We start from the raw sequence: 24,005 nt of genomic DNA, 5'->3' as shown, positions 1-24,005 counted from the left end.
GTCGTTCGTTAGCGATCATCATACACCGGTTCCGGCGACCAGCAGCGACGATGAAAATTCGGGTTTGGATCAAGTCTGCCTTGGCTGCGGCCCTGGGGGTGCACTGCTTCGCTTCCCTCGGCCAGGCGCAATCTCCTGTCGATCGCACGACGCTCGCCCGCGCGATCGAGCTGGTCGAGGCGCATCTCGCCAGGGCGCAGGCTGAGACCAATGCCGACCTGAAGCGGCGGATGCAGGTCGAAGCCTATCTGGCGCTGCTGTCCCTGCCGTCGACCCACCGCCCGTACGAGGCCGCCGACCGGCTGAGGGTGATCGACGAGGCGCTGGCGGAGAAATCCGCGTCGACCGATCGCGAAGTCATCGAAGTCGGCTTGAGCGCAGCCAGGGCCCTGGCCGAGGAGCGCGACGACCTGCAGCGCATCTTCCTGCTCGACCGGCAGTATTCCGGCCTGTCGTCCGGCGAGGGCGTGAACCAGCAATACTTCTGGCAGCTCGCACGCGCCAACGACGCCGGGGCCATGAGCTGGTTCTTCCAGTCGATGCAGCCGGGTGTCGGCGAGGTGGCGGGAATCGTCAATCGCAGCGTCGCCATCGACTGGCTGTGCCAGCGCGGCCACCGGTCGCTCGCGCGGCAGGTGGCAACGCGCCTGATCGCGCCCGAACTCAATGCGGCGATGGGGCTGAGGCTCGCCGATCTCGGGGTCCCGGCAGAGGCCGAGCAGCGCGCGGCCGGCAGCATGACCCAGAACACGCGCCGGGCGCCGGCCGGTCCGGAGATCCTGACTCGCCTCGCCGTCGTCGCCGGTCGCCGCGGCGATAGTGCCGAGGTCGAGCGCCTCGTGCGCAAGGTCGTCGAGGCGGTCGAGCCGCGGCAACTGTCACCCGACCGCCGCGTGTCGGTAGACTATGGCGACTGCGACTGGACGCTGGATCGCGGCTTCGCGCGGCGCTGGCAGGCGCGTAGCGTCTACTGGCAGTCGGCCTTCAAGCTGACCGCGCAACCCGGCGGCACGCCGCTCGGGCAGCCCTATCTCGTTGCGCTTGCGGACTCGGTGGCCGGGGCGACGGCGGGGCCTGCTGCCGTCGAACTGATCGAGCAGCTGATCGCCATCTTCGACAGGAGCGCGCGCGAAAACGGCATCGATCTCACCAATGCCGCGATTCTCGCGGCCGATGCCCAGACCGATCTCGCGCGCCGCAACAATGCGCCGGCGCTCGCCTGGCACAGGGCGCGGCAGTCCCTGATCCTCGCGCGCGTTGCGGCCGGCGCCCCGATCGACGACGCGGCGGCCAAGGCGCTGGGCGTCGATTGGGCCGCGTCCTTCCTGGCGATCTATCCGCGCTCACCACTGGCGCGGCGATTGGCCGGGCTTACCGGGGCGGACCGCGAGACCCTGGACCGGATCAATCCCAGGCTGCGGGCACAACTCCAGTTGATCGGCCTCGTGCTCGACGGGAATGCGGTCGATGCCCGGGCACTCATGGAAGCGGAACCGGCCGCGGTCGACCTCGACGCCGGTCCCGTCCTCCATATCATCGAGGCGCAGCAGAATGCCGGCCTGACCGACCGCGCCGCGGCCGCGCTCGATGCCTATCTGTACGTTTTTCCGGGCAAGGACCTTCCTGCGCTGCGGCTCCTGCTGCTGCAGGGGCGGGTCGACACGGCGAAGGTGCTGCTGCGGGAATTCGTGGCCGGCAGCGCCGGCGCCTTCGGAGTCTCCGACATCTTCGTGGGCGTCATGCTGCTGCGCGAGCTGGGTGACCGGAGCGACGTCGAGACGCTCGTGGGGCTGCGCCCGGGCGGCGACGCCCAGGAAGCCAGCCGCCGCCTCGTCGAAGTGGCCGATGCGCTCGCCTGGGACGGCGCATCGGACGAGATCGAAGCGGCGGCGCGCCGGCTACCGCGCGAGCTGGCGCAGTTGCCCGCGAAGGACGCCGCCTGCCTGCGCGATACGCTGCAGGGCCTGCAGGCCGTCGCCCTGGCGCGGCGCGGCGATCTCGAGGCCGGCCTGCGCCTGGTCGAGGGCCGCAGCCTCGAGCAGCGCCAGTTCTGCTGGGTCGGCAAGGGCTACGACAGCAAGCCGATCTTCGACGTCCGTTTCCTGGTCCAGGAGTGGGTCCGCCGCGGCCACGCGGTGCCGTGATCCGATTTTCTTCCCCATTCAGATGGGGAAGTGCCCCGTCCTACGGGGCGATGGGGTCATGCTGATATTGCCAACCCTCTGACCCCTCCGCCCGCGAAGACGCGGGCACCTCCCCATTTGAATGGGGAGGTAAGTTATTTAAGCCGCCAGCGCGTCGCTGATCACCTTCAGGGCGCTGTCAATGTCGGCGCGGTTGACGTCGAGATGGGTGACGGCGCGGATGCGGTTGCCGGCGGCGGTGCCCATGCCGACGCCGCGCTCCCTGCAGGCCTCGACCAGCCGGGCCGGCGTCCAGCCGGGCTTGGTGACCTCGAAGAAGACCAGGTTGGTCTCCATGCGCGGCACGTCGATCTTCAGGCCCTTGATGTTGGCGATGCCTTCCGAGAGGTGACGGGCATTGTCGTGATCCTCGGCGAGGCGGTCCCAGTTGTGTTCGAGGGCATAGAGCGCGGCGGCGGCGATGATGCCGGACTGGCGCATCGAGCCGCCCAGCATCTGCTTCTGGCGCCAGGCCTCGTGGATGAACTCCTTCGAGCCCGCGAGGCTGGCGCCGACCGGCGCGCCCAAACCCTTTGTATAGTCGAGCCACAGCGAGTCGACGCAGGCGGCATAATCGCTCGCCTTGGTGCCCGACTTCACGGCCGCATTGCAGAGCCGCGCACCGTCCATGTGCAGGCTGAGGCCGGCATCGCGCGCGACCTTGGTCACACCCTGCATGGTGGCGAGCGGCCACACGGTGCCGCAGCCGCCGTTCGACGTGTTCTCGATCGACACGAGGCGCGAGCGCGGAGCGTTGCGGCTGTTCGGATCGCGGATGGCTTCCTTGACCTGCTCGCCGGTGAAGACACCGTAGGGACCGTCGAGCATGCGGATCATGACACCGGCATTGGCGGCGGTGCCGCCCGACTCGGCATTGATGATGTGGGCCGTCCGGTCGGCGATCACCTCGTCGCCCAGCCGGCAATGCACGCGGATGGCGATCTGGTTGCCCATGGTGCCGCTCGGCAGGAACACCGCATCTTCCTTGCCGAGAAGCTCGCATACCTTGTCGCGCAGGCGGTTGACGGTGGGGTCTTCCATCTTCTGCTCGTCGCCGACCTCGGCGTCGGCCATCGCCTTCCGCATGCCGGGGGAGGGCTTGGTCTTGGTGTCGCTGTAAAGGTCGATGAAACGGTTTTGCATGGCGTGTTCTGATCTCCTGCGCCACCATACCGGCAATCGCCAGGAGGAGGAAACATGAGCCAATTTGCGGCCGCACCCACAGCTTCGGTCATGCCGGAGGAGCTGCTCTACGCCATCGACGGCACGATCGCGACGATCACGCTCAACGCGCCGCAGCGCATGAACACGATCTCTGGTCCCATGCTGAAGCAGCTCACCGATGCGCTGGTGAAGGCGAACGAGGATCGTGCCGTCCGCGTGGTGATCCTGACGGGCACGGGCCGCGCCTTCTGCGCCGGGCTCAATCTCGAGGCGCAGAACAAGGGCACCGACAATCTGAGCGTCGGCTCGGGCGCCACGCCGACCAACATCGACCTGCGCAACACGCCGCCGCCCGTGCTGCACGCGATGGACAAGCCGGTGATCTGCGCCCTCAACGGGTCGGCGGCCGGCTACGGGCTCGACCTCGCGTTGGGCGCCGACATCCGCGTGATGGCGCAATCCGCCAAGCTCGCCGCTTCCTATGCCAAGCGCGGCGTCCTGCCGGAATCGGGCGGCACCTGGTATCTGCCGCGCATGCTGGGCTGGGCCAAGGCCGCCGAGCTGATCTTCACCGGCCGGACGCTGAACGCCGCTCAATCGCTCGAGATCGGCCTGGTGAATAAGGTCGTGGCGGATGCCGAAGTCATGGGCGCCGCCCGCGAACTCGCGCTGGAGATCGCCGCCAATGCGCCGCTCGCCATCCAGGCCGCCAAGCGCATGATGCGCATGGCGTGGAACGAACCCTTCAACGAGCACGTCCATCACGTCTTCCTGCAGCTCCTGCCACTGATGCAGACGGACGACATGAAGGAGGGCATCAGGGCCTTCCTGGAAAAGCGTGAGCCGAACTTCACCGGCCGGTAACGGCCTGCGCCTGACGCAGGGTCAGTCCATCACGATGGCCACGCGGCCGGTGACGCTGCGCTCGAGGAGCGCGCGCATCGCCTGCGCGGCGTCGGGGAGCGTGAAGGTCCGGTCGACGTGCGGGCGGCAGAGACCCTGTTCGCACCAGCCGCGGATCCGCTCCGCCAGGGCGAAGGTGCGCTTCGCCTCCTCGAAGCGCGCATCGTGCGGGCTCCAGCCGACATAGTAGCCGTAGTTGAAGCCCATCACGGCGAGGGTCTTCACCAGCAGGATGTTGGCCGGGATCTGGGGAATGGTGCCGCTGGCGAAGCCGATGGGACAGATGCGCCCGCCCACGGCCATGCAGCGCAGCGACTGGGTGAACACGTCGCCGCCGACGGGATCGTAGACCCGGTCGACGCCGCGGCCGCCCGTGAGCTTCAGCACTTCCTCACGGAAATCCGTCGCGTTGTAGTCGATGACGTGGTCCGCGCCGTGCGCCCTGGCGAATTCCGTCTTGCGTGCGCCGCCCGCGGTGGCGATCACGGTCGCGCCGAGGATCTTGCCGATCTCGACCGCCGCCATGCCGACGCCGCCGGCCGCCGCATGGACCAGCAGCGTGTGTCCGGCCTGCACGTCGAGCGCCTCGGGCCAGGTGAGCGCGCCGGCCGAGGTCGGATAGGAGATGGCGAGCTGGATCGCCTCGACGAACCCAACGTTGCGCGGCTTGGGGAAGACATTGACCTCGTGGGCCACGACTTCCTCGGCGAGCCCGCCCCAGTCGAGCACGGCCACGACCTCGTCGCCGACCCTGACCCTCGTGCAGGCCGGATCGACCTCGGTGACGATGCCGGACGCCTCGGTGCCGGGCGCGAAGGGGAAGGGCGGGCGGCGTTGGTACTTGCCCGCGATGACCAGGGTCGTGGCGAAGCTGACGCCCGCCGCGCGGATGCGGATGCGCACCTGGCCTGTCTTCAGCGGCGACGACGCGACCTCCTCCAATCGCAGGTCTTCGGGGCCGCCCCACTGGCGGCAGATCATCGCGCGCATGTTTCTCCTCGGCTCAATTCCATGGCGCGACCTTACGGTCTGCGATCGTCGTTCGCAAAAGCCCGCCGGCGCGCCGCGGCTCTTGAAAAGGCAAGGCGACCGGTCATATCGAATGTCATGACACAGAAGACCAACGTCCGCGAAAGGCTGCTGACCGCCGCGTTCGAGGCCCTGCACAAGAACGGCTTCAACGCCACCGGCGTCCAGGACATCACCGATGCCGCCAAGGTCCCCAAGGGATCCTTCTACAATCACTTCGAGAGCAAGGAGGCGTTGGGCGTCGAGGTGGTCGAGCGCTACGCCGCCGCGGGAGCCGAACGCCGGCAGGTGCTGGTCGGTGGAACGGGCGCGCCACTGGCTAGGTTGAAGGCCCATTTCAAAGCGCTGAACCAGCTCGGGCCGGCCACCGGTTTCAGTCGCGGCTGCCTGCTCGGCAATTTCAGCGCCGAACTGGCAGGGCAGAGCGCCGATATCCGGGCGGCGCTGGGCGGAGCCCTGAACAACTGGACCAGGGACATCGCGCAGGTCATCGCCGAGGCGCAGAAGGCCGGCGACGTGGGCAGGGAGATCCCGGCTGCCACGCTGGCTTCCTTCCTGCTCAACGCGTGGGAGGGCGCGGTCCTGCGCTCGAGGGTCGAAAAGAGCGCGGCGCCGCTCGACGCCTTCATGGCCGTCACCTTCAACAAAATTCTCATCTGACACAGGAAAACTCGCTCGAAGAATCACGTCGGCATGTCCAGTTTAAGACGACCGGTCATCTTGACCCATTGGAGACGTGTCGTGAAAATCCAGAACTCAGTTGCCCTCGTGACCGGCGCCAATCGCGGCCTCGGCCTTGCCTTCACCCAGGGCCTGCTCGCCGGTGGCGCGCGCAAGGTCTATGCGGCGGCGCGCGATCCTGCAGCGATCAAGCAGGCGGGCGTGCAGCCGGTCCGGCTCGATGTCACGAAGCCCGAGGAGGTGGCGGCCGCGGCGCGCGACCTCGGCGATGTCACCCTGGTGATCAACAATGCCGGTATCAGCCGCGGCTCGGGCTTTCTCGGCGAGAACGGCGTCGAGGCGGTGCGTGCCGAGTTCGAGACGAATTTCTTCGGACCGGTGAACGTCAGCCGCGCCTTCGCGCCCATCCTCGCCCGCAACGGCGGCGGCGCGATCGTGAACGTGCTGTCGGTGCTGAGCTGGGTCGCATTTCCGTCGTCCTCGACCTACTCCGCCTCCAAGGCGGCGGCCTGGTCGTTCAGCAACGGGCTGCGCCACGAGCTGCGCGACCAGGGCACGCAGGTCCTCGCCCTGCATGTCGGCTTCATGGATACCGACATGGTGCGGCACGTGACGGCGCCCAAGTCGAAGCCCGAGGACGTGGTGCGGCAGACGCTGGAGGCGCTGGAGGCCGGCAAGTCCGAGATCCTGGCCGACCAGGTCAGCCGTCACATCAAGCAGAACCTGTCGGCCGAGCCCGGTGTCTATCTGACACCGCCCGCCGCCTGAGCACCGGCCTCCGGCATTGTTCCGCTCAGCAAGACGGAATGTCGTTGCGTGAGTCATTGGTTTGGGAAACATTCGCCGCAACCCGCCAATCGCAATCCCGGAGGAATCGATGTCCCACCTGATCAAGACCGTCGAAGACGGCGTCATGAAGATCGTCCTGAACCGTCCCGACGCCATGAATGCGCTGAGCCGCGACATGATGCAGGCGCTCAGCGACTCGCTCGAGGAAGCGGCGGGGACCCGCGCCATCGGCTGCGTTGTCGTTCGGGGCGCGGGCGACAAGGCCTTCTGCGCCGGCGGCGACGTGAAGTCGATGGCCGCCGGCCGCGACCAGGACAAGACCTACGAGGACAAGGTCCACGATATCCGCGAGCGCATGAAGGTCTCCGAGCTGCTGCACGAGATGGGCAAGCCGACGATCGCCATGGTGAACGGCGTCGCCGCCGGCGCCGGCCTGTCGCTGGCGCTCGCCGCCGACATGCGCTTCGCCGGCAAGAGCGCGCGCATGACGACGGCCTTCGCCAAGGTCGGCTTCTCGGGCGACTTCGGCTCGCACTTCTTCCTGCACAAGCTGGTGGGCACGGCCAAGGCGCGTGAGCTCTACTTCACCGCCGAGATCCTGAACGCCGAGCAGATCGAGAAGCTCGGCCTCGCCAACCGCGTGGTCGACGACGCCAATCTCGACGCCGAGACGATGGCCTTCGCCAGGAAGCTGGCCGCCGGCCCGCGCGTTGCCTGGTGGCACGTGAAGAAGAACATGAAGATCGCGGAAGAGGGCACGCTCTCCGAGGCGCTCGACAGCGAGGCCGCGCGCATGATCCGCACCGGCGAGACCGAGGACCACAAGGAAGCGGCGCGCGCCTTCGTCGAGAAGCGTGCTCCGAATTTCAAGGGCCTCTGAGCTTCAGCCAGGCGGCGAGGCGGGCCAGCGCGCCCGCCACGCCGTCCGGCATCGCCACCATGGCGGCGATCAGCAGCACGCCGTAGAGCAGGGCGGAGTAGCCCTTGCCCAACCCCGCCGTCACGTCGGGGAAGAACTGCAGGAAGAGCCCGCCCAGGATCGCGCCGCCGGCCGAGTGCATGCCCCCGATCACCAGCCCGAACAGCATCTGGACCGACAGCGCGAAATTGTAGCTGCCCGGTCCCACGAATCCGAATTGCCAAGCCGAGAGGCAGCCGGCGACGGCGAGATAGGCGCCGGCGATGCCGGAGGCCGCGGCGCGCGCTTGCGGCGCGCGGATGCCCTGGGCGGTCGCCGCGAAATCGTGATCGCGTGCCGCCTTCAGCGCGCGGCCAGCCCGGCTGTCGATCAGATTGTGCGCGAGCCAGATACCGGCGGCCAGGAGCGCGAGCGCCATCAGGAAGGCCCAGCGATCGTTGCTGAGCAGATCGGTTGGCGGCGTCGGGAAGTCGAGATAGAGGCCCTGGACGCCGCCCGTCCAATGCTCGATGGGCCGCCAGCGCAGCAGCTGCGGAAAGGCGATGACGACGGCGTAGGTGACGAGCGCCTGCGTCCAGAGGCTGTGCGGGCCGGCGATCCGGCCCACGCCGTAGCCCGCAGCAAAGCCCAGGAGCGGCGCAAGCAAGAGACCGGCATAGCTCGGGAGCGACGTGTGGGCGCCGAGGATCGCCGCGCCATAGCCGCCGATGCCGAACAAGGCCGCCTGCGCGAGGGAGAACTGTCCGCTGATGCCGCAGAGGATCACCAGGCCCATCAGCGCGATCGACCAGATCGCGGCCTGCGTGAAACGGAAGACGATGAAATCCGGGAAGCAGAATGAGAGGGCGGCCGCCGCCACGAAGCCCATGGTCCATACGGTCCGCATGGCGTTACGATAGACCATACAACCAAGGAACGGGAGCGAAGCGATGAGACTGAGGCAAAGCGTCTTCGTCTGCAAGGACCTGGAAAGTTCCACCGAGGAGCTGTGCGACAATCTCGGCATCGAGGTCGCCTATCGCGATCCCGGTGTCGCGAAGTGGGGCCTGGCAAACGTCGTCTGCCCGACCGGCAACGATTTCCTCGAGATCGTGTCTCCCTTCAAGGAGGGCACATCGGCCGGCCGCTACATCGAGCGCCGCAAGGGTGATGGCGGCTACATGGTGATCCTGCAGGTGCCCGACGCGGCGGCAGAGCGCCAGCGTGTGACCGCGCTCGGCGTTCGCGCGGTGGCGGAGAAGGACCTGCCCGAATACCAGTACACGCACTTCCATCCCTCGGACACGAATGGCGTGCTGCTGTCGCTCGACACGACGTTTGCTCCACCGGGCGTCGATCCCGCTTTGTGGTGGCCGCCCGCCGAGAAGGACTGGACGAAGCACGCGCGCTCCGACGTCACCAATGGCCTGGCGGGCGTCGAGATCCAGCATGACGATCCCGACGGTGCCGCCGCCTCGTGGTCGCGGATCCTCGACCGGCCGGCCGTCGACAACATCATCCGGCTCGACGGTTCGCAGATCCGCTTCGTGCCGATCGTCGACGGACGTGGTCCGGGCGTGTCGGCCTACGACGTGAACGTCGTGGATCGCGAGCGCGTGCTGGCCGCGGCCGAGAAGCGCGGCCGGCGGCATGGCGTCGGTCAGGTCGAGGTCTGCGGCTGCCGCATCAACCTCGTGTGAGTGCGCGAGACCAGGAATAGCAGGACCGCGAGATTGGCGAGGTTGAATGCCATCCCGACGGCGAAGGCGGGCCGGTAGCCCGCGAAGGCATCGTAGAGGAAGCCGGCGCCCCAGCCGCCCGTCGCCATGCCCAGAAGGCCTGCGAAGAGAACGGTGGGGATGCGCCAGTTGGCTTCCTCGACCGGATAGTATTCGCGCACGGTGATGACATAGGCGGGAAGCAGACCCGACAGGCCGATGCCGAAGACGGCCGCGATGGCGAACAGGGCGGCCTGATCCTTCGTGAGCAGGAAGCCGGCCAGACCCGTCGCCTGGACGAGCGAACTCCACAGCAGGGTCTGCAGGCCGCCGATGCGATCGGCGACCCAGCCCCAGAACTGCCGCGCCAGGAAGGCGCAGCCCAGCAGCACCGAAAGCATCGCGGCGCCATATTGCGGCGTCATGCCGAGGTCGCTGCAGAAAGCGGGTACGTGATGCATCGGCACCGCCATGGGCACGCAGCAGCAGAACACCGCCGCCATCAGCAGGATCATCAGCCGGTTGCGCGGCATGCCCAGTACGTCGCCGCTCGCCTGTGGCCGGTCGCTCGCAGCGATCGCCGCCGCTGACTCTTCAGGCGGCGGATGCAGGAAGACGAGGGTGAGCGCCACCACCGTGACGACCGTGAGGATCGCGAACGCGACCATCGTCCAGCGCCAGCCGAAGGAATCGACGCCGAGCTGCAGGATCGGCGGCCAGATCGCGCCGGCCACGGCCTGTCCCGAGGAGATGAGCGCCACGGCCGCGCCCCGCCGACGCTCGAACCAGCGGCTCACATAGGTGATCAGCGGCGAGAACATGCAGGCCGTGCCGAACAGGCCCATCAGCACGCCGTGCCCGGCATAAAGCTCGAGCATGCCGCCGGACGAGGAGAGGATCAGGCCTGCGCCCACCATGGTGCCGCCGAAGATCACGACGCGACGCACGCCGAGCTTGCCGGCCAGCCATCCGGCGACGATGCCGCCGAAGGCTGCGCCGATATAGACCATGGAGCCGGCACCGGCCGGGCCCGAGCGCGAGGTCTCGAGCTCGGCCGCGATCGGCTTCATGGCGACCACCGATACCAGCGGCGCGCCGTAGCAGAGCGTCAGGATGGCGAGCGCGGCGGACGCGGTGATCCAGGCGGTGCGGCTGTCGAGCAGGGTGGCGTTCGTCATAGCCGTTCGGTCTCCAGGGCGAGGCGTCGCGCCAGATTCGGCGAGATGCGTTCGTTCAGCTTGGCATGAGCCTGTCGCCACGACACGAGGGCGGCCTCCAATCGACGCGCGCCCTTTTCCGTAAGCCACACCATGCGTCGGCGCTGGTCGCCCTCGGCGATGGCGATCTCGACCAATCCGTCGGATTCGAGCGTGCGCAACGTTCGCGACAAGGTCGACTGGTCGAGGCCCATGCGGGTCGCCAACGCAGTGATCGTGTCGTCGTCGGCCGAAGCGATCTCGGCCATCAGGCCGAACTGGGCGAAGGAGAGGCCGGCGCCGTCCATCCGCTGCTCAAGGAACTGGGTGATGCGCCGCGCCGCCAGCCGGAGATTCCAACCAGTGCAGGTTTCGAGCGCGACACGGGCGTCAGTGCGCAGGGATTTCGCGGATTGTGCTTTGCGGGACACAGTAACATGCATATACATAAAATGTATATGCATGTAAAGGCCGGAGGATGCTCTTGCCACCCACGTCAATCCACGGACTCATGTCTCACCGATCTTGAACGGATTCGCCCGATGCCCATGCTCGAATTGCCCGACGGCAAGAAGCTGCACTACCGCGAGGAGGGCAACGGTCCGGCCCTCCTGCTGGCCCATGGCTCGCCCGGCGACAGCCGATCCTGGAGCCGGGTCGTGCCCCACCTTCGCGAGCGGTTTCGTGTGCTGGCCGTCGATCTGCCGGGCTATGGCGGGTCCGACGGCGTGCCGGACGCGCCGGTTGGCCGCGCGGCCCTGATGGGCGCGGCGGTGGCGCGTCTCGCGGAAAGCGCCGGCGTGCCGGTCCGCCTGGCCGGTCACTCCTATGGCGGTGTCGTCGCGATGCAGGCGGGGTTACAGGCGGCGCCCGGGACGATCGAGGCGCTGGTCCTGTTCGAGCCGGTCTTCTTCCGCGCGCTTCAGATCACCGACGACAGGGAAGCGCTCGATCCGGCGGCGGCGCATTTCGAGGATTACGCAGGCCGTGCCGTGGCGGGCGAGGCGGGCGTGGTGCGGCTGATGATCGACTACTGGTTTGGCGAAGGGGCGTTTGCCCGAATGCCCGATCCGGTCCGCGGCTATCTCGATGCCAACGCCCCGCGCAACGCGCTCGACGTGCGCAGCAGCTTCAACGACACCGCGACGTCGGCGCAGCTCGCCGCCTTCACGCCGCCCGTCACCGTGATCTGTGGCGACCGCAGCCCCGAGATCGTGCGGGCGATCGGCCGCGGCATGGTGCAGCTGTTGCCCAATGCCCGTATGGACGCGCTTGCCGGCGCCAACCACGGCATGCTGGATAGCCATCCCGAAGCGGTCGCCAGGTCGATCGCCGGCTGAGGATCAATGCTGCGTATCAAGCCGTTCGTGATGGGTCATCTCGTCTCCGCCGTCCTGGTGGGAGCGGGCGCAGGGGCCTTCCTCGATGTCCGGGCATCGCTCTACTTCGCCCTCGGCCTGCTGGCGGGAGCGGTCGTGAGTTCGTTCGTGTGCCAGTGGAAGCCCGGCGTCGAGGCGCCGGCATGGCGGCTCTATCTGGTGGCGCTGCTCGCCAACCCGATCCTGCTGGTGTCGCTGGTCTTCATGGCCCTCGACTGGGAGTGCGTGGTGGGCCTGCGCCGCGGCTGGAACTGCATCGCGGCAGCGATGGCGATCGTCGCCGCGAGCTTGTGTTTCCTGCCGCCCCTCGGCGGCGTGGCCTGGCGCGGCTGGAAGCGCCATCGCGCCCGACCGCGCTAGGGCAATACAGCAATCACCCAAGGTCGTCTCATTGGAGCGCGCCACTCCAGTGGCGCTCAAGCTTGTCTTGAGCCAGCAAGGAAAGAGCGCAACTGGAGTTGCGCGCTCCCTTGAGTGCGGTCCCGATCCTAAGCCGCGAGCGCCTTGGCGAGACGGCCGCGGATCATCTCCTCGGCCTCGCCGACGATGCGCTCGACCAGCTCCTTGCAGGACGGGATGTCGTTGATCAGGCCCATGCAGGTGCCGGCCGACCAGATGCCGTGTTCCATGTCGCCGGTTTCGTAGACGACCTTGCCCTTGGCGCCGGCGACGATCGGGCCGATCTCCTGGATCGTCTTGCCCTCGCCTTCCATCTCGATCGTCTTCTTGGCGATGCTGTTGCCGTAGACGCGGCTGGTGTTGCGCATGGTGCGGAGGATCAGCGCGGTACTGCGCTCGTCGGAGGCGACGATCTTCTCCTTCACGTTCTGGTGGATCGGCGCTTCCTTGGTGGCCATGAACCGCGTGCCCATGTTGATGCCCTCGCAGCCCAGCGCCAGTGCCGCCACCAGGCCGCGCGCGTCGGCGAACCCGCCCGAGGCGATCATCGGGATCTTGATGACGTTGGCAGCGGCCGGCAGCAGCACGAGGTTCGGCACGTCGTCCTCGCCCGGGTGGCCGGCGCACTCGAAACCGTCCATCGAGATCGCATCGACGCCGGCCTTCTCGGCCGAGAGGCCGTGACGGACCGCCGTGCACTTGTGGATCACCTTGACGCCGGCTTCCTTGAGCTTGGGCAGGAAGGGCTTGGGATTGTTGCCGGCGGTCTCGACGATCTTGATGCCGGAATCGATGATGGCGTCGATGTACTCGCCATAGGGGCGCGGCACGAGCGTCGGCAGGATGGTGAGGTTCACGCCGAACGGCTGGTCGGTCATCTCGCGGCAGCGCTTGATCTCCTTGCGCAGATCCTCGGGCGTCGGCTGCGTGAGGCCGGTGAGGATGCCGAGGGCGCCGGCGTTCGACACGGCCGAGGCGAGTTCGGCGCGGCCGACCCACTGCATGCCGCCCTGCACGATCGGGTGCTTGATGCCGAACATCTCGGTGAAGCGCGTCTTGATCATATGGACTTTTCCCCCTGGGTAAGTTCCCCAAGCATTAGCGAACCGGAACGCCGGGGGCCAGCCCACGGCTCGCACCGTGGACATGCCGTCCGCCCTGCGGATCACATGCGGTCGATGAAGGAAATCGTGTCGTCGAGGGTCGGGGCGCGCTTGCGCAGCAGCGCCGAAAAGGAGCCGACGATGTCGATATGGTCGACCTCGGGATACAGCTTCAGTTCCGCTCTCGCGCCGGCCTTGCGCCATGCCGCCGCCAGGCGTTCGCTGTTGAAGGGCTTCACCGTGGTGTCGGCCGTGCCGTGCAGCAGCAGGAGCGGTGGCAGCGGTGCGCGCGCATATTCGATGGGCTGCGTCTCGCGACGGTTCGGCCCGCCGAAGATCTCCTGCAGGCGCCGCGAGGTGAGGGGCAGGAAATCGTAGGGGCCGGCGATGCCGATCCCGCCCGGCAGCTTCATGCGGTCGACGCCGGCGGCCGCGAGATAGGGCGTGTTGGCGACCATCATGATCGCGATGTAGGCGCCCGCGGAATGCCCCGCGACGAACAGCTTCTCCGTGCCGACCTTGTTGGCCGCCCAGGCGGTCGCGGCGGCGCCGTCGTCGAGGAACGCCGGATAGCGCACCTCGGGATAGACGCGGTAGTCGGGGATGATGGTGGTGATGCCCAGCGCCGCCAGCGCCTGCCCGACGAAGAGGTAGTCGCCCTTGGCGCCCGAATCCCAGGAGCCGCCGTAGAAGAAGATCACCGACTTGGCATCGGCGCGTGGTTGCTCGGGCGTGTAGACGTCGAGCTTCTGGCGCGGAAGGTTGCCGTAGGGAATGTCGGCCTCGAGCCTGTAGCCCGAGCGCGAGACGGTCGTGTTGAGGAGCGCCGCGGGAGAGCAGCCGCCGAGCAGGCCGAGGACGCTGGCGATGAGGCCTCGGCGCGCCAGCGTCATGCCGTCGAGGCGAGGTCGCGCACCTGGTCGGCCAGCGCCAGCGAGGCGGTGAGGCCGGGCGATTCGATACCGAACAGGTTGATGAGGCCTTGGACGCCATGGTCGGCCGGCCCCGTGATGGTGAAATCCTGCGCCGGCGCGCCCTGCGGCACGATCTTGGGACGGATGCCGGCATAGCCCGGCTGGAGCGCGCCGTCCTTCAGCCCGGGCCAGTACTTGCGCACCGCGGCATAGAACTTGTCGGCACGATGCGGATCGACCGTGTAGTCGATGCCGTCGATCCATTCGACGTCTGGGCCGAACTTCGCTTGGCCGCCCATGTCGACGGTGATGTGCACACCGAGGCCGCCCGGCACGGGAACCGGGTAGATGAGGCGGGAGAAGGGCGAGCGGCCGGTCAAGGTGAAGTAGTTTCCTTTGGCGTAGTACGCGGTCGGGATGTGCCCGGATGGCATGCCGGCGATCTTTTTCGCGAGGGTCGGCGCGTGCAGGCCGGCCGCGTTGATCAAGAGGCGGCAACGCAGGTTCATCGGTTCGGTTCCACCGACCTCGATCTCGACGCCGCCGTCGACGACGCGGCCCTGCTTCACCGGACTGTTGAAGGCGAACATCGCGCCGTGGCTCTCGGCATCGCCCTGGAGGGCAAGCATGTAGGAATGGCTGTCGACGATGCCGGTGCTGGGCGAGAACAGGGCCGCCGTGCATTGCAGGTTCGGCTCCATCGCCATCGCCTCGGCGGCGCTCAGGAAGCGCATGCCCTCGACGCCGTTGGCTTCCGCACGGCCCTTGATCTCGGCGAGCTTCCCGCTCTCGGCTTCGTTGGTCGCCACGATCAGCTTGCCGCAATTGAGATGCGGCACGCCGTGGTCCCCGCAATAGGCGTAGAGCATGCGCCGGCCGGCGACGCAGGAGCGCGCCATCAGGCTGCCCTTCGGGTAGTAGATGCCGGCGTGGATGACCTCGGAGTTGCGCGAGCTCGTTTCGGTGCCGATGGCGTCGGCGGCCTCCACGACGATGACCTCACGGCCTGCAAGGGCAAGCGCACGGGCGACGGCAAGGCCTACGACACCTGCGCCAATGACAACGCAGTCGACGGTTTCGAACGGGGACGAATTCATGGTCGCATGCTAGAACCGCCGCCTTCTTCAGTCACCAAGGGCGGGTGTCGCATCATGAAAGGTGCGTTGGTCACGGGGGCGGGCGTACGGATCGGGCGCGCGCTGGCAATGGCGCTGGCCGCCGACGGCTTTTTCGTCTTCGTGCATCACAACCGTTCGGCGGCGGGCGCCCGCGAGACCGTGGCGACGATCCGCAAGGCCGGCGGCAAGGCCGCTGCGGTGCGCGCGGATCTCGCTTCCGCACGGCAGGCCGAGGCGCTGGTCGGCAAATGCCGGGCCCGTGGCGTGCGGCTCACCTGCCTGGTCAACAGCGCCTCGCTGTTCAAGCTCGATCGCGCGCCCACCGCGACGGCGGCCGACTTCGACCTGCACATGGCGATCAACCTGCGGGCGCCGCTGCTGCTGTCGCAAGCGCTGGCGCGGCAGCTGCCCGCGGACGAAACCGGCCTGGTCGTGAACGTGCTCGACCAGAAGCTCTTCAATCTCAATCCCGACTTCCTCACCTACACGCTCTCCAAGATCGGCCTGCAGGGGCTGACGACCTTGCTGGCGCAATCCTTTGCGCCGCGCCTGCGGGTGGCGGGCATCGCGCCGGGCCTCACCCTGCGCAGCGGCAGCCAGACGGACGCGCGCTTTGCCGAGCAGCATGCCGCCAATCCGCTCGGGGTGGGTGTGACGGTCGACGATCTCGTCCGTGCGCTGCGCTTCATCGTGGCCACGCCGAGCTATACCGGCGATACGCTCGTCGTCGACAGTGGCGAACACCTGACCGGCCGGCCGCGCGACATCGCCTTCGACCTGAAGAAGAAGAAATGAGCATGGTCACCTCCGAGCGCCGCATCTTCATCCGCGACATGCGGCTCCCGGTGTCGATCGGCATCTACGACTTCGAGCTGGCCAAGCCGCAGGCCGTGGTGATCAACGTCGAGCTGCTCCTGGCGGACCCCGACCGTGCGCACGGCGACAGCATCGCCAATGTTCTGAACTACGACATCATCCACGATGGCATCGTGGCCCTCGCCGGCAGTCGTCACTTTAATCTCCAGGAGACGCTGGTCGAGGGCATCCTCGATCTGTGTCTGGCGCAGCCGCAGGTCGTCGAGGCACGCGTCTCGACCGAAAAGCCCGACGTCTACAAGGATTGCCGCGTCGGCTACGAGGCGGTCCGCCGTCGCGCCGCGGGCTGAGCGGCAAACCTGATGTCTCCGTCCGTCGGCGCGCTGCGGCGCGCCTCCCTGGTGCTGCTGCTCGCCGCCCTGATCTGGGGATCGATGATCCCGGTGCTCGCGGCGCTGGCCGAGCACTACGACAACTGGCTGCTGTCCTGGTCGCGCTACATCCTGGGGCTGCCCGTGCTGTGGCTGGCCGTGCTGCTGAGCGCCCGGCCCGTGGCCGCGCCGCGACCGCTCGACTGGCGAAGGCTGATGAAGCTCGGGACGGCCATGACGGCCTTCTCGGTGCTCTACACGTTCGGCGTGGCGCATGCCCATCCGGCGACCGCGGCGATCGTGCTGATGTGCGGTCCGATCTGGGCGACGCTGCTGGCGCGCGCCATGCTGGGCTCCATCACGCCGCCGGGTTTCGGGATCACGCTGGTGCTGGTCGTTGCCGGAGGCATCGTCGTCGTGGTGGGCACGCCGGGCCGCGCGGCAGGCTCCTTCGGACTGGAAGGGGGCGAGGGGCTGCTGGTGATCGCCCAGCTCTGCTGGAGCTGGTACTCGATCCGCGCCCAGCAATGGTTGGCCGACCGCGGCCAGATCGCCCTGTCGGCGCTCACCTCGACGGTGGCCAGCGTGCTGCTGGGCATGGTCTGCGCCGTGGTCTGGGCGCTGGGCGGCATCGCCTGGCCGACGCGGCCGCCGACGCCCGTCGAGTGGGGCATGGTCGCCTGGATCGGCGTTCTCGGTGTCGCGGTGGCCGTGCTGCTGTGGAACACCGGCGTGTCGCTGGTCGGCGTACCGGTCGCCTCGCTGTTCGCCAACTCGGCGCCCGTCTTCGCGATCGGCCTTGCGGCCCTGATGGGGCGCGAACCGAGCTGGCTCCAGGTCGCGGGCGGCTTCATCGTCCTGGCGGGCATCGCCCAGCTTCAGATCCGGCAAACCCGGGCGGCGCGGCGATGACGAAGGGCCCGAGGACGGCTTCGACGACGGCTCCGACGATCGGGCACGGCCGGCACCACATGCTGGGCGCCTTTGCGGCGATGCTGTTCGTGGGCGTGAGCTGGGGCGCCAACGTGCCCGTCTCCAAGGTCATGCTCCAGCACTTCGACGTCGTGCCCATGCTGACCATCCGCACGATCGCGGCCGTGGCGACGCTGGGCGTGCTGCTGGTCCTGGCGGAGGGCGTCCGCGGCCTTCGGATCGAGATCGGCTTGAAGCGCTTCCTGCTGATCGGCCTGATGATGAGCGGGTTCTTCACGATCTTCCTGATCGGCATCCGGTTCAGCAATCCGATCTCGGCGGCGGCCGTCCAGGTGGCGGGGCCGCTGGTCGCGGCGGTGACCGTGCGCCTCGTTACCGGCGCTCGATTCGATCCCGGGTTTGGAGTCGCGCTGGCGCTGACCCTGACGGGAGGCGCCATCCTGGCCGCCGGCAGCCTGTTCGGCCGGGGTGCGCTGACCCTGGGCGGTGGCGAGATCATCGTGCTGCTCTCCAACGCCCTCTGGACGGTCTACAGCCTGAAGGCGCAGGCCTGGTTCGACCGGGCGAGCCAGCTCCACCGGGCCTATGTCGCGTCGTTGTCCGCGATGGGCTGGATGGCGGCGCTCAGTCTGGTGCTGATCGGGTTGGGCTGGGCGCACTCGCCGTTCGCGGTGACCGACGCCTGGATATGGAGCCAGCTCCTACTCGTGGCCGTCTTCGCGAGCGGCATGGGCGCCTATCTGTGGAACGTCGGAGCGAGCCGGCTGGGGGTTGCAATTGCGTCACTCTGGGTCAATCTCGTTCCGTTTTTCGCCGTATTATGGTCAATGACCTATGGCTTCATCCCCAACGCCTACCAGATCGCCGGTGGGCTCGTCGCCCTGAGTGGCGTCGTCTACATGCAATGGCGAAAGCTACAAACGACAAAACGATAAGACAGGCTCTGCCATGCCCGACATGTCTCTCCCTCAGCTCAAAGTGTCCAATTGCCGCTGGCTCTCCGTCCCCGGAAGGGGCGACGTCCGTGGCAAGCTCAACTTCCTGGAGTTCGATCATCAGCTGGGCTTCACCGTCCGGCGCCTGTTCTGGCTGCACGACATCGCCCCCGACCAGTGGCGCGGCCGGCACGGGCACCGCGAGTCCCACCTGGTGACCCTGGTGATGAACGGGTCCTGCCAGGTGCATCTGGACGACGGCAGGGCGAAGGAGACCGTCGTCCTGAACGATCCGGGACGTGCGCTGCACATCGGGCCGATGGTCTGGCACGAGCTCGACCACTTCGCGCCGCAGACGGTGATCCTCGTCATCGCCTCGACCCTGTACGACGAGAGCGAGTATCTGCGCGACTACGAAGCCTTCAAGCGCGAGGCTGCGGCGGCGAGGGGCGCATGATCCCCTTCCTCGACATGAAGTCGGTCTACACCGAGCTGAAGCCCGAGCTCGATGCCGCCTATGCGCGCGTGATGGAATCCGGCTGGTTCGTGCTCGGCAAGGAAGTCGAGGCCTTCGAGAGCGAATACGCGGCCTTCTGCGGGACGAAGCACTGCGTCGGCCTGGGCAACGGGCTGGAGGCGCTCGAGTTTGCCTTGCGCGCCTGGGACATCGGCGCCGGCGACGAAGTCATCGTGCCGTCGAACACCTATATCGCGACCTGGCTGGCGGTCACGGCGGTCGGCGCCAGGGTGGTGCCGGTCGAGCCGACTCCCGGCGGGCCGAACATCGATCCCGACCGCATCGCGGCGGCGCTGACGCCGCGCACCCGGGCGATCATGCCGGTTCATCTCTATGGCCAGCCGGCCGACATGGACGCCATCATGGCGCTCGCCGCCAAGCATGGGCTGAAGGTGGTCGAGGACGTCGCGCAGGCGCAGGGCGCCAGGGTCCGCGGCCGCCGTACCGGCTCGCTGGGAAATGCGGGCGCCCACAGCTTCTTTCCCAGCAAGAACATCGGCGCCTTCGGCGACGGCGGTGCCGTGACGACCGACGATCCGAAGCTCGTCGAACGGCTTCGCGTGCTGCGCAACTACGGCAGCCGTGTGAAGTACGTGAACCTGGAAAAGGGGCTGAACTCGCGGCTCGACGAGCTGCAGGCGGCCTTCCTGCGCGTAAGGCTCGCCAAGCTCGACGAATGGAACGATCGCCGCAGGACCGTTGCGGCGCGCTATGACGACAGGCTGGCCGACATCAGGAGCCTCGCCTTGCCCAACGTGCCGCAATGGGCCGACCCGGTCTGGCACCTGTACGTCGTGCGGACGAACCGGCGTGCCGACGTGATCAAAGCGCTGGAAACGGCCGGAATAGGCTCGCTCATCCACTATCCGATCCCGCCGCACCTCCAGGAAGCCTATGCCGAACTCGGCCAGGGCAAGGGCACTTATCCCCTCGCCGAGAAGCTGGCCGAGACCGTGCTCAGCCTGCCGATGGGGCCACACATGCCGCTGGAGTCGGTGGACGAAGTCTGTGCCGTGATCCGGCAGACGCTCGCCGCCTAGAGCTCCGGCGCGGCGTGGATGCCGCGATAGTTGCGCTGATAGTCCCAGTAGCCGTCATAGCCGCGCTGGGAATAGGTCGGCTGGTTGTAGCTGTACTGATAGGTCGTCGTCCGATAGGCCGGCGGAGGATAGTAGGCCGGCGACGAATAATAGGTCGTCGTATAGCCTGGCGCGTAGGCCTGCGAACGATAGGGATAGCTGCTGCTCGGGCCGTAATAGGATTCCGACGCACAGCCGGCGACGCTCGCGGCCATCAGGGCCGCCGCGATGATGCCAGTGACTCGCATGGCGCTCTCCTTTGATGTCGACGGATTCAACACAAGAAGAGGCTGAAGGGTTGCAGCCCGTTCGGTGCAACCCTCAACTCGCCACAATTACGCCAGCGGGATCGACCGCGGTCGATTAGTGATTGTGCAGGATCTGGCCCAGGAACAGCTTGGTGCGCTCGTTCCGGGGATTGGCGAAGAACGCCTCCGGCTCGTTCTGTTCGACGATCTCGCCGCGGTCCATGAAGATCACCCGGTCCGCGACGGCGCGGGCGAAGCCCATCTCGTGGGTGACGCAGAGCATGGTCATGCCCTCGCGCGCCAGCTCGATCATGACGTCGAGAACTTCCTTCACCATCTCGGGGTCGAGCGCCGAGGTCGGCTCGTCGAACAGCATGATCTTGGGGCGCATGCAGAGCGCACGGGCGATCGCCACACGCTGCTGCTGGCCGCCCGAGAGCTGGCCGGGATACTTCAGCGCCTGCTCGGGAATGCGGACCCGTTTCAGCAGGCTCATGGCGATTTCCTCGGCGTCCTTCTTCGGCATCTTCTTCACCCAGATCGGCGCCAGGGTGAGGTTGTCGAGGATGGTGAGGTGCGGGAAGAGGTTGAACGACTGGAACACCATGCCAACTTCGCGGCGGATCGCCTCGATGTTCTTGACGTCGTTGGAGAGCGTGACGCCGTGCACCACGATGTCTCCGCGCTGATGCTCCTCCAGGCGGTTGATGCAGCGGATCAGCGTCGACTTGCCCGATCCCGACGGTCCGCAGATGACGATCTTCTCGCCTTCCTTCACGTCGAGATTGATATCGGACAGTACGTGGAACTGCCCGTACCACTTGTTGACGCCCTTGAGCTGGATCACCGATTCGACCTTCGAGAGATCGCGCGCGGTTGCGGCCATGTGTTGCTCCCTGACGGCGCCTAGCGGCGCGTACCCTTGTTGAGCTCGAACTCGAGGTACTTGCTGTACCGCGACATCGAGAAACAGAAGATGAAGTAGACGAAGGCGGCGAACAGGTAGACCTCGCCGGGGAAGCCCGCCCAGTTGGGATCGACCAGCGCCTGGTTGGCGGTGTTCAGGAAGTCGAAGATGCCGATGATCAGCACCAGCGACGTGTCCTTGAAGAAGCCGATGAAGGTGTTGATGAGCGGCGGGATCACCACCCTCAGCGCCTGCGGCAGGATGATCAGCAGCGTCTTCTGCGGGTAGTTGAGACCCATCGCGTCGGCAGCCTCGAACTGCCCCTTGGGCAGCGATTGCAGGCCGCCGCGGATGACCTCGGCGATGTAGGCGCCGGCGAACAGGATGACGGCGACCTGGGCGCGCAGGAACTTGTCGATCGTCGTCCCCGAGGGCAGGAACAGCGGCAGCATGACTGACGCCATGATCAGCAGGCTGATCAGCGGCACGCCGCGGATCAGCTCGATGAAGCCGACGCACAGGCCCTTGATCAGCGGCAGGTTGGACCGCCGCCCCAGCGCCAGCAGGACGCCGTAGGGGAAGGCGAAGGCCAGGCCATAGGTCGCCAGGATCAAGGTCACCGGCAGGCCGCCCCACAGGCTGGTCTCGACGTAGCTGAGCGGCGCGATGGCGATGCTCCAGCTCGGCAATACGCCCAGGATGCGCAGGACGAGGCCGACGGCACCGATGCCGACCAGGGCGTAGTAGCCCATCCGCTCGGACGGCGCCGCGAGGGCGCTGCGCAGCGTGAGGCCGATACCGCCGCCCGCCAGCGCCACGAACAGGATGAGGCTGAGCGGAATGTGGATCTGGCCGAACATCAGCAGGAAGGTGACGAACGAGCCGACGCCCCAGATCACGAGCAGGCGCCAGTTCCACATGCGCCGGTCGGCGCTCAGCACCAGCATCGCCAGCATGGTGATGACGGCGAAGAGCGGCCGCCAGTGCTGCTCGTAGGGGAAGGAGCCGAAGAAGATGTAGCGGAACTTCTCGCGGATCAGCGCCCAGCAGGCGCCGCCGCCGCGGCATTCGGCGCCGGTCGCGGCGGTGAAGTTGGCGGTGAACAGGGCCCATTCCAGGAACCAGGAGGCGATCCAGACGACGGCCGCGACCAGCACGACCGTGGTGATGCCGTTGCCCCAGCTCGAGAACAGGTTCTTGCGGGCCCAGCCGAGCGGGCCGGTCTCATCGACGGGAGGGGCGAGCGGCTTGCGGTCGCCGACGGGCATGGCGTCGGTCATGCTCAGCGCTCCCTCAGGGCGATGCGTTTGTTGTACCAGTTCATGAACGCCGAGATCGACAGGCTGACCGACAGGTAGGCGGCCATGATGATCAGGATGTTCTCGATCGCCTGGCCGGTCTGGTTGATGGTCACGTTGACCGAGGCGACCAGGTCCGGATAGCCGATCGCGATGGCCAGCGAGCTGTTCTTGGTGATGTTGAGATACTGGCTGGTCATCGGCGGCACGATGACCCGCAGCGCCTGCGGCAGCAGCACCAGACGCATCGACTGGCCGCGCGACAGGCCGAGTGCCGCCGCAGCCTCGCTCTGCCCCTTGTGGAGGGCCAGGATGCCGGAGCGCACGATCTCGGCCACGAAGGCCGAGGTGTAGAGCACGAGGCCAACCAGAAGCGCGGTGAACTCCGGCTGGATGACCGTGCCGCCCGCGAAGTTGAACCCTTTCAGCTCCGGCCAGCTCATGTGGTGCGGCGCGCCGCCGGCCAGCCAGACGAGGGCGGGGAGACCGATGACGATGCCGAGGCCGGTGGAGATGATCGGAAACGGTTGGCCCGTGGTCTCCTGGCGCTTCTTGGCCCACCGATTGAGGAGCCAGGCGCCGGCGACGCCGACCAGGAACGCTACGCCCATCCATGCGTGGATCGGATCAGCCATCGGCACCGGGAAATAGACGCCGCGATTGCTGAGGAACACGCTGTTCCACAGCAGCGAGATCGCCTGCCGCGGACCGGGAAAGGCCTCGCTGATCAGCTTGTAGAAGAGGAACAGCCACAGCAGCAGCGGCACGTTGCGGAAGGCCTCGACATACCAGGCGCAGATCCGGCTGAGCAGCCAGTTGGGCGAGAGCCGGCCGACGCCGACCAGGGTGCCGAGGATGGTGCTCAGCAGGATGCCGAGGACGGCGACGCGCAGCGTGTTGAGGATGCCGACCCAGATCGCGCGGGCGTAAGTGCTCGCCGGCGAGTACTCGATCATCGTGTCGCCGATCTCGAAGCCCGCTTCCCGCTCGAGATAATGGAAGCCGCTGGCGATCTTCTGGCGCTGCAGATTGTCGATCGTGTTGCTGACCAGGTACCAGGCAAGGAAGCCGACGAGACCGACCACGACGATCTGGAACACCCAGCCGCGAATGACCGGGTCGTTCCATGGAGCCACTTTCACCTGTGGCGCAGAGCCGAGAGTCTCGACTGCCATACGCTATTCCCCCTGCCCGTTGCGGATTGTCCGCGCGGGCCTTGTTTGCCCGATATTGCCCTCAGTGTAGGTGGGAATTACCCGGGTGCAACCGGGCAAATCCCGCCATCCTCTGTCTCCCGTCGCACCCACTAGCGGATCGGCGGTGCGTACTGCAGGCCGCCCTGGGTCCACAGAGCGTTCTGGCCGCGGGCGATCTTGAGCGGCGAGCCCATGCCGACGTTGCGGTCGAAGACCTCGCCGTAGTTCCCG

General features: G+C 67.3%; 26 protein-coding genes and 1 pseudogene. 14 read left to right on the top strand and 13 right to left on the bottom strand.

The features are described 5' to 3' along the window. Positions 1 to 50: 50 nt before the first annotated feature. Entirely contained in the window at positions 51 to 2,144 is a 2,094-nt protein-coding gene (locus EPO41_RS06050) for a hypothetical protein (protein ID WP_296321857.1), read from the top strand. Positions 2,145 to 2,282: 138 nt separating this feature from the next. Here the strand turns inward: EPO41_RS06050 and EPO41_RS06045 are convergent, their stop codons facing one another. Further along, the gene (locus tag EPO41_RS06045) at positions 2,283 to 3,326 is read right to left on the bottom strand and encodes a GntG family PLP-dependent aldolase (RefSeq protein WP_296321854.1); all 1,044 of its coding nucleotides are present in this window, start codon (positions 3,324 to 3,326) and stop codon (positions 2,283 to 2,285) included. A 54-nt stretch (positions 3,327 to 3,380) separates the two neighbouring features. Between EPO41_RS06045 and EPO41_RS06040 the strand changes: the two genes are divergently transcribed. Next, entirely contained in the window at positions 3,381 to 4,211 is an 831-nt protein-coding gene (locus EPO41_RS06040; RefSeq protein WP_296321850.1) for an enoyl-CoA hydratase-related protein, read from the top strand. Positions 4,212 to 4,232: 21 nt separating this feature from the next. Here the strand turns inward: EPO41_RS06040 and EPO41_RS06035 are convergent, their stop codons facing one another. After that, positions 4,233 to 5,240 carry an NADPH:quinone oxidoreductase family protein gene (locus EPO41_RS06035; protein ID WP_296321847.1) on the bottom strand — a complete coding sequence of 336 codons (1,008 nt, stop codon included), beginning with the start codon at positions 5,238 to 5,240 and terminating at the stop codon, positions 4,233 to 4,235. A gap of 117 nt (positions 5,241 to 5,357) precedes the next feature. Here EPO41_RS06035 and EPO41_RS06030 point away from each other — a divergent pair, with 117 nt between their 5' ends. The 3 genes from EPO41_RS06030 to EPO41_RS06020 all read left to right on the top strand — a co-directional run bounded on the left by EPO41_RS06030 (position 5,358) and on the right by EPO41_RS06020 (position 7,629). Continuing rightward, entirely contained in the window at positions 5,358 to 5,939 is a 582-nt protein-coding gene (locus tag EPO41_RS06030) for a TetR/AcrR family transcriptional regulator (RefSeq protein WP_296321845.1), read from the top strand. A gap of 81 nt (positions 5,940 to 6,020) precedes the next feature. Further along, positions 6,021 to 6,728: an SDR family oxidoreductase gene (locus EPO41_RS06025; RefSeq protein ID WP_296321843.1), complete on the top strand. Its 708-nt coding sequence runs from the start codon at positions 6,021 to 6,023 to the stop codon at positions 6,726 to 6,728. A 109-nt stretch (positions 6,729 to 6,837) separates the two neighbouring features. Next, the gene (locus EPO41_RS06020) at positions 6,838 to 7,629 is read left to right on the top strand and encodes an enoyl-CoA hydratase (RefSeq protein WP_296321840.1); all 792 of its coding nucleotides are present in this window, start codon (positions 6,838 to 6,840) and stop codon (positions 7,627 to 7,629) included. Here the strand turns inward: EPO41_RS06020 and EPO41_RS06015 are convergent. After that, positions 7,616 to 8,554, bottom strand: a complete 939-nt coding sequence (locus EPO41_RS06015; RefSeq protein ID WP_296321837.1) for a branched-chain amino acid ABC transporter permease — start codon at positions 8,552 to 8,554, stop codon at positions 7,616 to 7,618. The two genes, EPO41_RS06020 and EPO41_RS06015, sit on opposite strands and share 14 nt — an antisense overlap. A gap of 43 nt (positions 8,555 to 8,597) precedes the next feature. Here EPO41_RS06015 and EPO41_RS06010 point away from each other — a divergent pair, with 43 nt between their 5' ends. Beyond that, positions 8,598 to 9,347, top strand: coding sequence for a VOC family protein (locus tag EPO41_RS06010; RefSeq protein ID WP_296321836.1), 750 nt, complete (start codon positions 8,598 to 8,600; stop codon positions 9,345 to 9,347). Here the strand turns inward: EPO41_RS06010 and EPO41_RS06005 are convergent. Beyond that, positions 9,308 to 10,543 (bottom strand): MFS transporter, encoded by a 1,236-nt coding sequence (locus tag EPO41_RS06005; protein ID WP_296321834.1) that lies wholly within the window; start codon positions 10,541 to 10,543, stop codon positions 9,308 to 9,310. The two genes, EPO41_RS06010 and EPO41_RS06005, sit on opposite strands and share 40 nt — an antisense overlap. After that, positions 10,540 to 10,992: a MarR family transcriptional regulator gene (locus tag EPO41_RS06000; RefSeq protein ID WP_296321831.1), complete on the bottom strand. Its 453-nt coding sequence runs from the start codon at positions 10,990 to 10,992 to the stop codon at positions 10,540 to 10,542. Before EPO41_RS06000 ends, EPO41_RS06005 begins: the two co-directional genes overlap by 4 nt. A 111-nt stretch (positions 10,993 to 11,103) precedes the next feature. On the opposite strand from EPO41_RS06000, the gene EPO41_RS05995 reads away from it, so the two are divergent. Both EPO41_RS05995 and EPO41_RS05990 read left to right on the top strand, forming a co-directional pair. Then, complete coding sequence (locus EPO41_RS05995; protein WP_296321828.1) at positions 11,104 to 11,901, top strand: alpha/beta hydrolase; 798 nt, start codon at positions 11,104 to 11,106, stop codon at positions 11,899 to 11,901. A 6-nt stretch (positions 11,902 to 11,907) separates the two neighbouring features. Continuing rightward, positions 11,908 to 12,300 carry a hypothetical protein gene (locus EPO41_RS05990; protein ID WP_296321825.1) on the top strand — a complete coding sequence of 131 codons (393 nt, stop codon included), beginning with the start codon at positions 11,908 to 11,910 and terminating at the stop codon, positions 12,298 to 12,300. Between the two features lie 128 nt (positions 12,301 to 12,428). Here the strand turns inward: EPO41_RS05990 and EPO41_RS05985 are convergent, their stop codons facing one another. From EPO41_RS05985 to EPO41_RS05975, 3 genes are all read right to left on the bottom strand, one after another. Then, a complete protein-coding gene (locus tag EPO41_RS05985; protein WP_296321822.1) occupies positions 12,429 to 13,403 on the bottom strand; it encodes a nitronate monooxygenase in 975 nt (324 codons plus the stop codon). Between the two features lie 101 nt (positions 13,404 to 13,504). Continuing rightward, positions 13,505 to 14,335: an alpha/beta hydrolase gene (locus EPO41_RS05980; RefSeq protein ID WP_296321819.1), complete on the bottom strand. Its 831-nt coding sequence runs from the start codon at positions 14,333 to 14,335 to the stop codon at positions 13,505 to 13,507. Further along, the gene (locus EPO41_RS05975) at positions 14,332 to 15,453 is read right to left on the bottom strand and encodes an NAD(P)/FAD-dependent oxidoreductase (protein WP_296321816.1); all 1,122 of its coding nucleotides are present in this window, start codon (positions 15,451 to 15,453) and stop codon (positions 14,332 to 14,334) included. The genes EPO41_RS05980 and EPO41_RS05975 overlap by 4 nt, the downstream gene beginning before the upstream one ends. Positions 15,454 to 15,507: 54 nt before the next feature. Here EPO41_RS05975 and EPO41_RS05970 point away from each other — a divergent pair, with 54 nt between their 5' ends. From EPO41_RS05970 to EPO41_RS05945, 6 genes are read left to right on the top strand one after another with little or no spacing between them, the layout of a single operon-like run. After that, positions 15,508 to 16,269 carry an SDR family oxidoreductase gene (locus tag EPO41_RS05970; RefSeq protein ID WP_296321813.1) on the top strand — a complete coding sequence of 254 codons (762 nt, stop codon included), beginning with the start codon at positions 15,508 to 15,510 and terminating at the stop codon, positions 16,267 to 16,269. After that, positions 16,266 to 16,640 (top strand): dihydroneopterin aldolase, encoded by a 375-nt coding sequence (locus EPO41_RS05965; protein ID WP_296321810.1) that lies wholly within the window; start codon positions 16,266 to 16,268, stop codon positions 16,638 to 16,640. The genes EPO41_RS05970 and EPO41_RS05965 overlap by 4 nt, the downstream gene beginning before the upstream one ends. A 12-nt stretch (positions 16,641 to 16,652) precedes the next feature. Then, positions 16,653 to 17,573, top strand: a complete 921-nt coding sequence (locus EPO41_RS05960; RefSeq protein ID WP_296321807.1) for a DMT family transporter — start codon at positions 16,653 to 16,655, stop codon at positions 17,571 to 17,573. Further along, positions 17,570 to 18,529, top strand: a complete 960-nt coding sequence (locus tag EPO41_RS05955) for a DMT family transporter (RefSeq protein WP_296321805.1) — start codon at positions 17,570 to 17,572, stop codon at positions 18,527 to 18,529. The genes EPO41_RS05960 and EPO41_RS05955 overlap by 4 nt, the downstream gene beginning before the upstream one ends. A gap of 13 nt (positions 18,530 to 18,542) precedes the next feature. Continuing rightward, positions 18,543 to 18,986 carry an FdtA/QdtA family cupin domain-containing protein gene (locus tag EPO41_RS05950; protein WP_296321803.1) on the top strand — a complete coding sequence of 148 codons (444 nt, stop codon included), beginning with the start codon at positions 18,543 to 18,545 and terminating at the stop codon, positions 18,984 to 18,986. Continuing rightward, complete coding sequence (locus tag EPO41_RS05945) at positions 18,983 to 20,086, top strand: DegT/DnrJ/EryC1/StrS family aminotransferase (protein WP_296321802.1); 1,104 nt, start codon at positions 18,983 to 18,985, stop codon at positions 20,084 to 20,086. The genes EPO41_RS05950 and EPO41_RS05945 overlap by 4 nt, the downstream gene beginning before the upstream one ends. On the opposite strand, the gene EPO41_RS05940 is transcribed toward EPO41_RS05945, so the two are convergent. The 5 genes and pseudogenes from EPO41_RS05940 to EPO41_RS05920 all read right to left on the bottom strand — a co-directional run. Continuing rightward, entirely contained in the window at positions 20,083 to 20,373 is a 291-nt protein-coding gene (locus tag EPO41_RS05940; protein WP_296321800.1) for a hypothetical protein, read from the bottom strand. The genes EPO41_RS05945 and EPO41_RS05940 overlap by 4 nt on opposite strands. A 115-nt stretch (positions 20,374 to 20,488) precedes the next feature. Continuing rightward, the gene (locus EPO41_RS05935) at positions 20,489 to 21,259 is read right to left on the bottom strand and encodes an amino acid ABC transporter ATP-binding protein (RefSeq protein WP_296321799.1); all 771 of its coding nucleotides are present in this window, start codon (positions 21,257 to 21,259) and stop codon (positions 20,489 to 20,491) included. A 20-nt stretch (positions 21,260 to 21,279) separates the two neighbouring features. Further along, positions 21,280 to 22,560 (bottom strand): amino acid ABC transporter permease, encoded by a 1,281-nt coding sequence (locus tag EPO41_RS05930; protein ID WP_296321797.1) that lies wholly within the window; start codon positions 22,558 to 22,560, stop codon positions 21,280 to 21,282. Positions 22,561 to 22,562: 2 nt separating this feature from the next. Then, positions 22,563 to 23,753 carry an amino acid ABC transporter permease gene (locus EPO41_RS05925; RefSeq protein WP_296321795.1) on the bottom strand — a complete coding sequence of 397 codons (1,191 nt, stop codon included), beginning with the start codon at positions 23,751 to 23,753 and terminating at the stop codon, positions 22,563 to 22,565. A gap of 131 nt (positions 23,754 to 23,884) precedes the next feature. Then, positions 23,885 to 24,005: pseudogene (locus tag EPO41_RS05920) on the bottom strand (amino acid ABC transporter substrate-binding protein); the annotation flags it as partial.

It is taken from the genome of Reyranella sp., assembly GCF_004297265.1.
Lineage (GTDB): Bacteria > Pseudomonadota > Alphaproteobacteria > Reyranellales > Reyranellaceae > Reyranella.
Note: the sequence above shows the minus strand (reverse complement) of the source record. Positions and strands in the feature narration are given on the sequence as shown.

Coding starts and splice junctions, on each gene's coding strand:
- EPO41_RS05990 (WP_296321825.1), top strand. CDS start 11,908: ATGCTGCGTATCAAGCCGTTCGTGATGGGTCATCTCGTCTCCGCCGTC.
- EPO41_RS06015 (WP_296321837.1), bottom strand. CDS start 8,554: ATGCGGACCGTATGGACCATGGGCTTCGTGGCGGCGGCCGCCCTCTCA.
- EPO41_RS05980 (WP_296321819.1), bottom strand. CDS start 14,335: ATGACGCTGGCGCGCCGAGGCCTCATCGCCAGCGTCCTCGGCCTGCTC.
- EPO41_RS05965 (WP_296321810.1), top strand. CDS start 16,266: ATGAGCATGGTCACCTCCGAGCGCCGCATCTTCATCCGCGACATGCGG.
- EPO41_RS05950 (WP_296321803.1), top strand. CDS start 18,543: ATGCCCGACATGTCTCTCCCTCAGCTCAAAGTGTCCAATTGCCGCTGG.
- EPO41_RS06035 (WP_296321847.1), bottom strand. CDS start 5,240: ATGCGCGCGATGATCTGCCGCCAGTGGGGCGGCCCCGAAGACCTGCGA.
- EPO41_RS06005 (WP_296321834.1), bottom strand. CDS start 10,543: ATGACGAACGCCACCCTGCTCGACAGCCGCACCGCCTGGATCACCGCG.
- EPO41_RS05975 (WP_296321816.1), bottom strand. CDS start 15,453: ATGAATTCGTCCCCGTTCGAAACCGTCGACTGCGTTGTCATTGGCGCA.
- EPO41_RS06030 (WP_296321845.1), top strand. CDS start 5,358: ATGACACAGAAGACCAACGTCCGCGAAAGGCTGCTGACCGCCGCGTTC.
- EPO41_RS06050 (WP_296321857.1), top strand. CDS start 51: ATGAAAATTCGGGTTTGGATCAAGTCTGCCTTGGCTGCGGCCCTGGGG.
- EPO41_RS05930 (WP_296321797.1), bottom strand. CDS start 22,560: ATGACCGACGCCATGCCCGTCGGCGACCGCAAGCCGCTCGCCCCTCCC.
- EPO41_RS05955 (WP_296321805.1), top strand. CDS start 17,570: ATGACGAAGGGCCCGAGGACGGCTTCGACGACGGCTCCGACGATCGGG.
- EPO41_RS06010 (WP_296321836.1), top strand. CDS start 8,598: ATGAGACTGAGGCAAAGCGTCTTCGTCTGCAAGGACCTGGAAAGTTCC.
- EPO41_RS05945 (WP_296321802.1), top strand. CDS start 18,983: ATGATCCCCTTCCTCGACATGAAGTCGGTCTACACCGAGCTGAAGCCC.
- EPO41_RS05940 (WP_296321800.1), bottom strand. CDS start 20,373: ATGCGAGTCACTGGCATCATCGCGGCGGCCCTGATGGCCGCGAGCGTC.
- EPO41_RS05960 (WP_296321807.1), top strand. CDS start 16,653: ATGTCTCCGTCCGTCGGCGCGCTGCGGCGCGCCTCCCTGGTGCTGCTG.
- EPO41_RS06040 (WP_296321850.1), top strand. CDS start 3,381: ATGAGCCAATTTGCGGCCGCACCCACAGCTTCGGTCATGCCGGAGGAG.
- EPO41_RS05985 (WP_296321822.1), bottom strand. CDS start 13,403: ATGATCAAGACGCGCTTCACCGAGATGTTCGGCATCAAGCACCCGATC.
- EPO41_RS06020 (WP_296321840.1), top strand. CDS start 6,838: ATGTCCCACCTGATCAAGACCGTCGAAGACGGCGTCATGAAGATCGTC.
- EPO41_RS05970 (WP_296321813.1), top strand. CDS start 15,508: ATGAAAGGTGCGTTGGTCACGGGGGCGGGCGTACGGATCGGGCGCGCG.
- EPO41_RS05995 (WP_296321828.1), top strand. CDS start 11,104: ATGCCCATGCTCGAATTGCCCGACGGCAAGAAGCTGCACTACCGCGAG.
- EPO41_RS06045 (WP_296321854.1), bottom strand. CDS start 3,326: ATGCAAAACCGTTTCATCGACCTTTACAGCGACACCAAGACCAAGCCC.
- EPO41_RS05925 (WP_296321795.1), bottom strand. CDS start 23,753: ATGGCAGTCGAGACTCTCGGCTCTGCGCCACAGGTGAAAGTGGCTCCA.
- EPO41_RS05935 (WP_296321799.1), bottom strand. CDS start 21,259: ATGGCCGCAACCGCGCGCGATCTCTCGAAGGTCGAATCGGTGATCCAG.